The following is an 11,318-nucleotide window of genomic DNA, read 5'->3' on the forward strand; positions in this document are numbered from 1 at the left end:
CGTGAGGCGCCTGCCTCGATCGCCACCACGACGCGTTCACGCAGATCGGCTGACAGGGCTGAGGGCATCCAGCTCTCCTCCTTGGAAAGCCGCGCATCGAATCACATCTGCGCCGCCCTCGAAACCCCAGTCGACTCAAGCCGATCGGACACCGCTCTAGTCACCAATTCGGTCGTTCACGTTCGTGAAGACCTCAGCAACGTCATCAACAACATCAGCCCCGAGGAGACCCCGGTCTACTCCATGCTGGAGAAGAAGAAGGCAACCAACACCCGTCACGAGTTCCTCACCGAGACCCTGAATGCTGCCAACGGCAACAACGCAGTGGCCGAGGGCGCTGAGTTCGTTGACAGCGCTCTCACCACCCCCGTGCGCCTGGGCAACTACACCCAGATCAGCACCAAGGTGATCAACGTCTCTGGTACCCTCCAGGCCGTGAACAGCGTGGGCAGCAACAACGAGTTCGGTCGTCAGGTCGCAAAGGCTGGCGTGGAACTCAAGCGTGACATTGAGACCTCGCTTGTTGGCAACAGCGCCAGCGTTGGTGGTCCTGTCCGCAAGAGCGCAGGCATTGAGGCGTGGATCAGCACCAACGTGAACGCTGGCGCTGGTGGTACAAGCCCCGGCTATAGCGCTGGTACCGTTGCTGCCCCCACCGATGGCACTCTGCGTACCCTCACCGAGGCCATGTTCAAGGGCGTGATTGCCACTGCATGGACCAACGGCGGCGACGTCAAGAAGGTCATTGCTGGCCCCAGCCTCAAGCAGGCCATCTCCGGCTTCACTGGCAACGCCACGAAGTTCCAGCAGGCCAAGGACCAGACCGTGACTGCGGGTATCGATGTGTACGTGAGCGACTTTGGTCGTCACGAGATCATCCCGCACCGCTACATGCGTTCGCGCACTGTGATCCTGTTCGACCCCAGCCTCTGGGCCATCGCCACATTGCGCGCGATGAAGACCGAGGATCTTGCCAAGACCACCGATGCTGACCGCAAGGCCATCCTCACCGAGTGGACACTGGAGAGCAAGAACGAACTGGGCAACGCCAAGATTGCTGACGTACAGCCCTAATAAATACTGGGTGCTTGGGGGAGGGCTCGTTTGGGCTCTCCCCTTTTTCATATGAATATTCTTGTAGGTGATTGCGTGAGCGAGAAGATTTTGTGGGAGGAAACTCCCGATAAGCGTGTTTGGTTTATCCGTAACGGCGAACACATGATCATCGAGACCGAGTGGAAGATTGATGCACTGCTGGATGCCAACAAGGCCAAGCAGGTCGATTTCAGCCGCACCAGCAAACTAGGCGAGATGATCCAAGTGGCCAGCATCCCCACGGGAATGTACTGGGACTGGCACAAGCAAGGCATCCTTGATGATGACGCTGCATTCAAGCGCCGCATCAACAGCAGTGACTTCCAGCACCTGCGCACCAACAACTTGAAGGTGTAAGCATGGCACTGGCGAACATCGTTGAACTGAGGGCTGCCCTAGCCGACTACACCACCCGCTCGGACCTACCCAATGCCACGTTGATTGCGCTGGCTGAGACCAAGTTCGCCAGCACCGTGAAGCACCGGCTGGCTGAGCGCTATGTGGAAATCCCTGTAGCCACGGGCGCAGCGAGTTTCCCACTTCCCGTGGACTTCCAAGAGGGTCGTTCACTCAAGGTCAATCACAAGCCCCTGACCCTGGCCAGCATCGACAGCCTCAATGCTGAGCCCGGCGACACCGATCAGTATGCGATCGTGGGCAGCACGGTTCGGCTCCAGAGCCGTCCGGCTGCGGATATCGTTGTGGGCCTCACCTACTACGCCCGAGTGCCTGCGCTCTCCGAGACCGCTCCCACCAACTGGCTGCTGGCCACGTTCCCGGATGTGTACCTCTACGGGGTGCTGCTGGAATACGCGATCTGGGCACAGGACCAGGACAAGCAGGCGGCATACGGCACATTGCTCGCGGCTGCGCTGGGCAACCTCAACACGGACCACGCACGCGGCTCCTTCAGCGGCAGCACGCTCCAGACACGGAGGTTCGCATGAGCCTTCCCAGCCTCAACGTGCCATTCGGCGAGTGGCTTCCTGACCAGCCCGCGTTGAACAATCCGGGTGTGACACGCGCACACAACGTGATCCCCGGTAGTGGTGCGTTCTACAAGCCATTCCCGAGCCCGCAGCAGTACTCGCCTACCTCGCTGCCCAGTCGCCCCTACGCGGCTATCTCGCTGCTGGACAATGGCCGCAACGCTCACGTGTATGCGGCTTCGCGCACCAACCTGTTCACGCTGGACCCTGGCACTCAGAACTGGACCGACATCAGCCGCCCAGCCGGATACAACACCGCTGAGATTGAAGGCTGGCGCTTCACTGAGGCTTATGGCCTCGTGGTGGGTACCAACTACAGCGACAATCCCCAGTACATCGACGCCACCAAGGGCACACGTTTCTCGGACCTCACCTCGCTGGTGAAGGCACGATACGTGACCACGCTGCGCGATTTCGTACTCGTCGGAAATACCTTCGACGCCTTTGACGGCGCAGTGCCGTATCGAGTGCGTTGGAGCGCCATCGGCAATCCCATGGACTGGAATTTCTCAGCCACCACGCAGGCGGACTTTCAAGACATCTTGGGCGGTGGACCTGTGCAGGCCGTGATCGGTGGCGAAGAAGGCACCATCCTGCTCAAGAGCCAGATCGTGAAGATGGTCTATGTGGGCTCGCCAGCAATCTTCGAATTCAAGACCATCTACCAGAACAAAGGCTGCGCAATCCCGCAAAGCGTGATTTCCGCAGACGGTAAAATCTTCTTCTACGGAGAAGATGGCTTCTACATGATGGAGAACGACAGGCTCAACGCCATCGGTAAGGGCAAGGTAGACAGTTGGTTCAAGGCGGACAGTAACCAAGCCGCGTTCGACCGTATGACCGTGAGCATCGACCCGCTGAACAAGTTGGTGATCTGGCTCTATGCCAGCGTGGACGCTTACGACCTCAAGCCGGATCACTTCCTGATCTTCAACTACGACACCGGCACATGGAGCACCGGCAACAGCACGGTGCAGTTCCTGTTCAACAGCCTCAGCCTTCCAGAGACACTGGCTGCGCTGGATCGCTACGGCAGTATCGAAGCCGTGCCAGCATCCCTGGATAGCACCGTATGGAGCGGTGGACGTGCGTTCCTGGCTGCCATGGATGAGAGCGGCAAGGTATACTCGTTCTCTGGTTCCAACATGCTGGCCACCATCGAGACCGGCGAATACCCAACCGCAGCCATGCTGGCGCAGCAAATCCAGGGCGTGAAGGGCGACCGAGCATTGGTGCGAGGCGCAAGCCCCAAGGTGCATGGCCGAGCGGATGTCTCGGTGCAGGTAAGCGGCAAGGTCACTCCCCAGGCAAACACCAACTACGGCACCACCTCTCCCATCAACATCAACGGCTGGTGCCCCCTGCGCAGTGATGCTCGCTATCACCGCTACCGCATCACCATCAGCGGCGGGTGGAGCCAGGCCATGGGCGTGGAAATCGACGCGGTTCCCACGGGCCTCAGGTAAATAAACGCATGAGTACTCGTGCGGATGGAACGCTCCGTCAGGTGATTGACCAGTGCAATCGCCTGGAGCGCAAGACAAATATCAAGGGCGAAGTCACCCTGGCTACTAACACCACAACTACGGTGGTCACGGTGGCACAGAGCGGCTTCGACGCAGCCGTTTCACTCTGCGCTAAGACCGCAACAGCGGCAGCAGAGATGGCATCAGGTGCTTGCTACGTGAGCGCCTACGGTCCCGGTACGTTCACCATCACGCATCGCAACAACGCTCAAGCAGATCGGACATTTAGATACGTGGTGGCAGTTTGAACGTTAAATTTTGCAGTACAGGTCTTGAAGCCGTCCTAGCCGATTATCTTGAGTGCCGCGAGTTGCTGTTAGAAGCCGTCGCACACGGCGACGGCAGAGTGAATGAAGCAGTGCTGATCGCTGGCCTTGTGAAAGGCGACTATCAGTTGTGGCGCACCGCCAACAGCGCAGGTGTCACGCAGATTAACACAAACCCTTTCAGCAAAACCCTCTTCATCTTCCTTAGTGCTGGCGACCTCAACGAAATCGAGCATGTTGCAGGCCCAGTAGTTGAGAAGTGGGCAGCAGATCAAGGCTGCACAAGCATCATCCTAAGCGGTCGGCGTGGATGGGAGCGGGCGTTGCGTCCGCTTGGATACGATTTTCAATCCACAAATTTAATTAAAAGAATTGCAGGTTAAGCATGGGAACCCAGACACGCACGGAGACCGTAACAAGCAACCAGAAGACCGAGCCGTGGAGTGGCGCTCAGCCATACTACGCTGATCTGTACGCGAGTGCTGAGGCTGCACGCAAGAACGGCAATCCGGCTCCGTACCCGAACAGCACGGTGATCGACTGGAGCAAGCCCACCCAGGACGCCTACACGAACATGGAGGCGATTGCCCGTAATGGCTCGCCCCTCATCGGTCAGGCCGGTGGCACTGCCAGCAACGTGATGACCGGCAGTGCCTACGATGGCACGCCCAAGAACACCTACGAGAACCTACAGCAGGGCCTGAACCCCAGCGCCAACCCGTACTCGGGCATGGTGAACGCGGTAGCCAACGGCGCACTGGCCAACGGCTTCGGTGGCACTGGTGCACTGGCTGCGGGCTCGCAGTGGAACAACCCCGGTGTTGCCGCCACGGCAGGGGCCGCAACAACGATCAACAACAACGCGGGCAACGCCCTGATGCAGAACGGCCTCACCGGCACCAACGCCGGGATGGGGCTCGCGCAGCAGGCCGCACAGACCGCCTCGTCCAATCCGGCCCTTACAGGTTACCAGAGCGCCAGCGGCTACACCAACGCGGCTGGCGGCAGCGCTGGGACGCTTGCAGGCATGGCAGGGTTCAACCCCGCTGTGTTCGGCTTCGGCGCGCAGACCGGCTACACCAACAGCGGTCTCGGCCTTGCGCAGAACGCAGCCACCCAGGCCAGCAACAACCCGGCACTGTCGGCTTTCCAGAACGCCAGCGGCTACACCAACGGCAGCCTTGATCAGGCTCGTGGCCTCGCGGGCACTGCTGGCAACAACCCGGCTCTTGCAGGCTTCCAGGGAGCCACCGGCTACAACAACAGCGCACTTCCGGCTCAGCAGGCTTTTGCCTCGTATCTCGCCAACAACGGCAACCCTGCGGGCAGCATGCTCCAGAGCACAGCCAATGGCGATTACCTGAACAGCAATCCATACATCGATCAGGCTATCAAGAACAGCAACCAGACATTCGTAGACCAGTTCAACAATCAAGTTGCTCCGGGTGTGGATAGCGCCATGTCCAAGGCTGGCCGACTGGGTTCCGGTGCATACGCGAGCCTGCGCAACACCGCTGAGGAAGCCACTGCGAAAGCAATGGCCACCAACAGCGGCAACATGATGTACAACAACTATAACAGCGAGCGCACCAACCAGTTGAATGCGCAGAACGCTATTGGCAACCTGTACCAGCAGAACGTTGGCAACGTACAGAACGCGCTCAACAGCCTCAGCAGCACGGATCAGGCCCAGCAGGCACAGCGCCTCGCTGCGCTCACGGGTCTCAGCAGCACCAGCGATGCAGCCACCAAGAACGCTCTCGCGGCCAACCAGAACGCAGCGAACATCGACAGCAACCAGCAGGCTCAGCGCTTGGCTGCGATCACCGGCATAGGCAACACCTCGGATGCCATCGCCAAGAACAGCATCGCTGCCAGCCAGAACGTGGCCAACATCGACAACAGCCAGCAGGCTCAGCGCCTCGCTGCCCTGACCGGTCTCGGCAACTTCTCGGACAGCGCCACCAAGAACGCGATCGCCGCCAACCAGAATTGGGCCAACATCGACAACACCCAGCAGAGCCAGCGCCTAAACGCCCTGGCGGGTGTTGCGGGAACCGCCGACAGCATCGCGAAAAACCAGATCAGCGCCAGTCAGAACATCGCCAACATCGACGCGCAGCAGCAGACCACGAATAACAACGCGCTGCTCAATGCGGGCAATCTCGGCAACAGCGCAAGCACACTGTGGTTGAACGCAGCCAACCAGTTGGGCAATCAGGCCGTGGCTCAGCAGAGCAGCAACCTGGGTTACCTCAACCAGTTGAGCGACCTCTACAAGTACGACACCACGAACCGCATTGGTGCAATGAACACTGGTGCCAACTTGGCTAACCAGGACTTCGCGAACCAAATCAGCAATGCTGGTCTTCAGTTGAACTCTGCTAACGGTCAGACTGCAATGAACAACAATCAGGTTGCTCAGCAGTTGCAGGCCGCAGGCATGGCCGGTTCACTCCGCGCTAACGACTACGCCGACAGTCAGGCTCTGCTTGGTGTTGGTCAGGCGCAGCAGGCTCGTGAGGGTGCGTTCCTGCAGGACGACATCAACAAGTGGAACGCCGAGCAGAACGCTGTTTGGACCGGCCTCATCAATCAGGCCAACATCCTCAACGGCGGCGGCTTCAACAACACCAGCGGCACACAGACAAAGCCGATCTACACAAACAACATGGCGCAGGCGACCGGAGCAATCGGCTCCATTGCTGGTCTCATGGCCAAGTAACGGGAGCAAACTATGGGACTTCTCGACATTCTCGGACTGGGCGGTGGCAATGGCAACGGCGCTGCCCCTGGTGCCACAGGCGCACCCGCTGCCGATCAGGGCGGCTTCCTCAGCATGCTGGGTCTCAACGATCCAGAGAAGCGCAGTAGGCTCGGTCAGGGCCTCATCGCGCTGGGCGGCAGCATGATGAAGGCAGGCGGTCCCTCCTACACCCCGAACAACTTCCTGGGTGCGCTGGGCGAGGGCATGAACTCGTTTTCCAAGAGTTACAGCGGCTCGAAGGATGACGGCCTCAAGCGTCAGTACCTCAAGGCGCAAATCGGAAATATGGGCGCGAACACGGTGCTACATCAAATCCAGGCTCAGCAGGCCCAGCAGCAGGCTGCTGCCCGCGCCGCCTTCAACGGCACCGTGAACCCCAACGGCGCTGGCAGTACCGCCATCAACACCACCCCTGGTGCACCCGCGCCCGGCGCTCCTGCCCCCGGTGCTCCCGCTGTGCCGGGTCAGGTTCCTGCCCCCGGCGCTCCCATGGACATCAAGCCCCCGGCTATGCAGCCGCCCCAGGCCGCCCCAGCAGGGCCAAGGCCGCCCCAGGCCGCTCCCGGTGCTCCGGCTGGCCCCGTGGCCCCTGTACAGGGTCCTGCGGCCCAGGGAGGCCCAACAGCACCGCAGGCCAATGGTGGTGACGTTGGCAGCCAGATCATGGCCCGCATCAGCCAGCACAATCAGATGGCGCAGAAGGCTCGTGCGGCTGGCTACGATGACGTTGCCAAGCAGCACAGCGAAGCCGCCTTGGCCTGGGAGAAGCAGGCCGTGAGCCAGGGCCTGTTCCTCGGTGCTGATGGCAACACCGTGCCCATGCCGGGCTATGCGGCTGGCAAGGGCCAGATTGCCCAGGCCGAAAGCGCAGCCAAGAGCGCTGGTGAACTGCCCAGCAAGTTGCTGTTGCAGAACAACGAAAGCGACCTGCGCATGAAGGAGCAGGCCGCCAAGGACGCGAGTGGGGACAAGAAGACGTTCGATGACCGCGCCAAAGACATGAACGCAACTTGGAATGCCAACGAGTACAACAAGAAGTTCCTCGCTGCCAGCAACATTCGTGCAGGCTTTGACCGTGCTTACAAGGACAACAGCGGCTTGGGCACTGCTCAGTTGGTGCTGGACTGGTACAAGTTGAACGATCCAGGCTCCGTGGTCTCACAGAACGAAATCGCGACCCTGAGCACCAAGACGCAGAGCCTGCCCGACGGCATGGTCAGCGCCATCAATCAGGCTCTTACAGGCGGTGGCATGAGCCCCGAGAACAAGGAGAAGATCCTTCGCAACATGGATGGCAAGTATCAGGATCAGCGCAAGACCTACGAGACACAGCGCGACAACCAGCGCAAACTTGCTGGCAAGATTGGCGGTATCGATCCCACCATGGTGGTGCCGGACCTCGCCGAACTGCACAGCCCGTGGAAGAGCCCGGCTGAAATCGAGCGTGAGCAGAACGCGGCTGCTGCCGCTGCTCGTGCCCCGGCCCTGGGTGGTGGTGGTGCTCTTGCTGCACCTGCTGCACCTGCTGCGCCTCGCGCTCCCGCTGGTGTGCCCAAGTTCAACAGCCCCAACGATCCCGGTTTCGCAGCACTCAAGCCTGGAGACAGGTTCGAGTATAACGGCCAGGTCTTCCAGAAGAACTAACTAATAAGAAAAACGAAAGGCCACACCAAGAATGGCTAAGAACATAAGCCCCAACGCACTCATGCTCTACAACAAGTTCCTAGAACTTGGTGTTGCACCCGGTACTGCTGCGGGTGCGGTGGGCTCCATGATTGGTGAGAGCGGCGAGAAACTGAACCCCAACGCGATCAATCCCGGTGATGGTCGCGACGGCTCCGACAGCATCGGCATGGGGCAGTGGAACCAGGGTCGAGCAACGGCCCTGCGTCGCACTGCTGAGAGCATGGGCACATCGTGGAATGACCCGCGCGCCCAGATCAGCCACATCGGCAACGAACTCAACGGTAGCCACAAGCATGTGCTCAAGGCGCTGCTGGCCGCTGGCGATGACGTGCGGGCCGGTAACGATATCTGGACCAAGCAGTACGAGGTTCCCGCCAACGCTGGTGCGGTGGCTCGTGCTCGACTGGGTGATGGCATCCGCTTCGCCGGTCAGATGGGAACGATCAGTCCAGAGCAGATTGCAGCGATCACCGCGCAAAATGCCCAGGCTCCTGTTGGCGAGCCGCCCCGTAGTCGTGGCGCTGCCCCTGCTGGTCCCGCTCCATCGGTCCGTGAAATCACGCAGAACGCTGGCAACTTCGGTATGCCCCCGGACGCACTGGCTGGCATGATTGCCCTTGGCGGTCCCAGCAACAGCAGGCCCGAGGCCGCACCGGTTCAGTTGGCCAGTGCGGACAAGGCCCAGGCCGACGCGCTCACCATGCGCGCTCTCGGTGGTGCTATCCCGGCTGCACCCGTGGCACCGGCAGCACCCATCGCACCTGTGGCTGCGCCTGTGCAGACCGCTCAGGTCATCGGCAGCACTCCCGGCAGCCAGGGCAACCCATTCGGAGCGCTTGCTACCCCGGTACAGCCTGCTGAACCCGTAGCCCCTGCTCAGGCTCAGCCTCTAACTCAGAGTGAAACAGCCAACCCATTCGGTGCGCTGGCCACTCCCGTGCAGAACACCTCTCCCCAGGCCAAGCCTGCTGCGGCTCCCGAGTTCAAGTGGAACGACAAGGCCGAGGCTCCGGCAAACATTCGCTTCGAGGTTGATGCTCTCAGCAAGCCTGAGGATCAGTTGGCTGCGCTGCGCAAGCACTACCCCACTGCAATGCCGTACCAGGGAGACAACTTCCAGTACCAGAACGAAAAGGGCGAATGGCAGAAGTACAACAATCCGGGTTGGATGCCCTCACTGGGTGACATCGCGGGTGCTGCGCCCATGATCGCTGAGATGATCGGTGGCGGCCTCGGTGCTGCCGGTGGTGGTCTCGCAGGCGCTGCCGCTGGTCCCGGTGCACCAATCGCGGTTCCAGCAGGAGCCATGGCTGGTGCTGCCGCTGGCGGTACGGCTGCTCGTGAAGCCGCACAGCGCGGCATCAACTGGTACTACGGCAACAACGACACCCGCAGCACGGGTGAGCAACTGACCGACGCAGCCATTACGGCTGGAGCCAACGCAGTCGGTGAGGGTGCTGGCCGCGCTCTCATCGGCACTGCCAAGTACGCCGGGCGCAGCCTTGGTTTCGGTACGCCGGAAGCAGCCGCAGCAGTAACGGACATGCGCGCTATCGGCATGGAGCCCAGCGTGGGCATGGTGACGGGAAATGCTCCCACGCAGTACGTGGAGCGCGGCGTCAGCGCTGTGCCTGTGTTGGGCGGCCAGTTGGGTAAGGCAGGCACTAGCGCAGGTGAGCGCATGGCTGCGGAGAACGACCGCATCATCAGCGGCATCGCCAGTAGCACCAATCCCCAAGCCATGCCCGGCACGGCTCAGGAAGTGGGCAACACGCTTAAGGCCGCAGCCGGTGACGCGCAGACCCGTTTCACCCAGGCAGCGGATCAGCAGTACACCCAGGTGGGTGCACTCACGGGTGCTCAGCCCGCACAGGGCAATCACATCGCCAACCTCGCATACGAGTTGGCCACGGAACACCAGGGCCTCAGCGCGTTCGGTCGCGAAACCCACGGCAGCGAACTCGGCGCAGCAGTGCGCAGGGTGCGCGCGATCAACGAGGACATCAGCAACGGCGCAACCTTCGACAGCCTCAAGACAGCCCGCACCCAGGTGGGTGGCATGCTCCGCGAGAGCAGCAACACAGCGGAGAAGGGCTACCTGGGTCGCATGTACGATGCACTCACCGCTGAGATGGCTGCCACGGCAGACAACGCGGGCAATGGTGCTCGTGCAGCCTGGGAAGCAGCAGATGCCTCCTACAAGGCCGGTGTAGCCAAGGGCAGCCCCACCAACGTGAAGGAGAACCTAGCGCCCATCCTCAAGGCTCAAGTGGATGAAGACGTACTGACGAACATGCTCAAGGGCGTGGAGAAGGGCGGCAACAGGATCGCGGCTGCTCGTAGGCAGATCGTTCAGGGCCAGGGCAACGAAGCCTGGGACCAGTTCACTGCCGCAACCGTGCAGCGCCTGGGCAACCCCAAGGGCGACGGCTTCAGCAGCACCCAGTTCCTCAAGGGCTGGAACGCCATGAGCCCCGAAGCCAAGAGCGCACTGTCGATGGCACTGCCAACGAAGCCTACCGCAGTGATCTGGATCGCTTGGCTCGCATCGCTGGCAACATGCGCAATTACGGAAAGAGCGTGAACGGCAGCAACACCAGCAACATCGAGACGGTGAAGGCTGGACTGGCGGGTATCGGCGCTATCGGTGGTGCAGCGATGACCGGCAAGGCCACGCTGGCATTGGGCAACATCGCAACAGCCGCTGCCGGTGGTGTGGCCACCAAGGCAGCAGACTTCCTCCTCACCAACCCAACCGTGGTTAGCATCGTGGCCGGTTTGCCCCGTGCACAGGTGCAGCGTGGTGGTGTGGCCAAGAGCGTGCAGGCGCTGGTGGATTACGCCGCAGCGCCGGGACTGGCGGCGGCAGAGCGCGAAGCAGTGGCAAACCTCGCACGTAGCATTGCGGAAGCAGACGAGAAGAAGAAGAAATAAGGTCATACGGGGCTTTGCGGTAAATAGCAGAGCCTCCAACAACAATAAGAAAATG

The 11,318-nt window shown here is 61.0% G+C and carries 10 protein-coding genes; all 10 read left to right on the top strand.

Annotated features, from left to right (window positions below; genetic code table 11):
* The first annotated feature begins 81 nt into the window (after positions 1-81).
* The 10 genes from J7U37_RS20325 (at position 82) to J7U37_RS20370 (ending at position 11,263) form a co-directional block, all read left to right on the top strand.
* Positions 82-1,074: a DUF5309 domain-containing protein gene (locus J7U37_RS20325; protein WP_247636916.1), complete on the top strand. Its 993-nt coding sequence runs from the start codon at positions 82-84 to the stop codon at positions 1,072-1,074.
* Between the two features lie 75 nt (positions 1,075-1,149).
* Positions 1,150-1,452: a hypothetical protein gene (locus J7U37_RS20330; RefSeq protein WP_247636889.1), complete on the top strand. Its 303-nt coding sequence runs from the start codon at positions 1,150-1,152 to the stop codon at positions 1,450-1,452.
* Positions 1,453-1,454: 2 nt separating this feature from the next.
* Positions 1,455-2,042 (top strand): hypothetical protein, encoded by a 588-nt coding sequence (locus J7U37_RS20335; RefSeq protein ID WP_247636890.1) that lies wholly within the window; start codon positions 1,455-1,457, stop codon positions 2,040-2,042.
* On the top strand, positions 2,039-3,550 hold the full coding sequence (locus J7U37_RS20340; protein ID WP_247636891.1) for a hypothetical protein: 1,512 nt from the start codon (positions 2,039-2,041) through the stop codon (positions 3,548-3,550). Before J7U37_RS20335 ends, J7U37_RS20340 begins: the two co-directional genes overlap by 4 nt.
* A gap of 8 nt (positions 3,551-3,558) precedes the next feature.
* Positions 3,559-3,858, top strand: coding sequence for a hypothetical protein (locus tag J7U37_RS20345; protein ID WP_247636892.1), 300 nt, complete (start codon positions 3,559-3,561; stop codon positions 3,856-3,858).
* On the top strand, positions 3,855-4,259 hold the full coding sequence (locus J7U37_RS20350) for a hypothetical protein (protein ID WP_247636893.1): 405 nt from the start codon (positions 3,855-3,857) through the stop codon (positions 4,257-4,259). Before J7U37_RS20345 ends, J7U37_RS20350 begins: the two co-directional genes overlap by 4 nt.
* A 2-nt stretch (positions 4,260-4,261) precedes the next feature.
* The gene (locus J7U37_RS20355) at positions 4,262-6,601 is read left to right on the top strand and encodes a hypothetical protein (protein WP_247636894.1); all 2,340 of its coding nucleotides are present in this window, start codon (positions 4,262-4,264) and stop codon (positions 6,599-6,601) included.
* A gap of 12 nt (positions 6,602-6,613) precedes the next feature.
* The gene (locus tag J7U37_RS20360) at positions 6,614-8,287 is read left to right on the top strand and encodes a hypothetical protein (protein ID WP_247636895.1); all 1,674 of its coding nucleotides are present in this window, start codon (positions 6,614-6,616) and stop codon (positions 8,285-8,287) included.
* 61 nt (positions 8,288-8,348) lie between these two features.
* Positions 8,349-10,913 (top strand): phage tail tip lysozyme, encoded by a 2,565-nt coding sequence (locus J7U37_RS20365; RefSeq protein ID WP_247636896.1) that lies wholly within the window; start codon positions 8,349-8,351, stop codon positions 10,911-10,913.
* Positions 10,910-11,263 carry a hypothetical protein gene (locus tag J7U37_RS20370; protein WP_247636897.1) on the top strand — a complete coding sequence of 118 codons (354 nt, stop codon included), beginning with the start codon at positions 10,910-10,912 and terminating at the stop codon, positions 11,261-11,263. The genes J7U37_RS20365 and J7U37_RS20370 overlap by 4 nt, the downstream gene beginning before the upstream one ends.
* Positions 11,264-11,318: the final 55 nt, after the last annotated feature.

Origin of the sequence: Methylobacterium sp. 37f, from assembly GCF_023093475.1 — a bacterium.
Classification (GTDB): Bacteria; Pseudomonadota; Alphaproteobacteria; order Rhizobiales; family Beijerinckiaceae; genus Methylobacterium.

Coding starts and splice junctions, on each gene's coding strand:
- J7U37_RS20335 (WP_247636890.1), top strand. CDS start 1,455: ATGGCACTGGCGAACATCGTTGAACTGAGGGCTGCCCTAGCCGACTAC.
- J7U37_RS20340 (WP_247636891.1), top strand. CDS start 2,039: ATGAGCCTTCCCAGCCTCAACGTGCCATTCGGCGAGTGGCTTCCTGAC.
- J7U37_RS20345 (WP_247636892.1), top strand. CDS start 3,559: ATGAGTACTCGTGCGGATGGAACGCTCCGTCAGGTGATTGACCAGTGC.
- J7U37_RS20355 (WP_247636894.1), top strand. CDS start 4,262: ATGGGAACCCAGACACGCACGGAGACCGTAACAAGCAACCAGAAGACC.
- J7U37_RS20360 (WP_247636895.1), top strand. CDS start 6,614: ATGGGACTTCTCGACATTCTCGGACTGGGCGGTGGCAATGGCAACGGC.
- J7U37_RS20365 (WP_247636896.1), top strand. CDS start 8,349: ATGCTCTACAACAAGTTCCTAGAACTTGGTGTTGCACCCGGTACTGCT.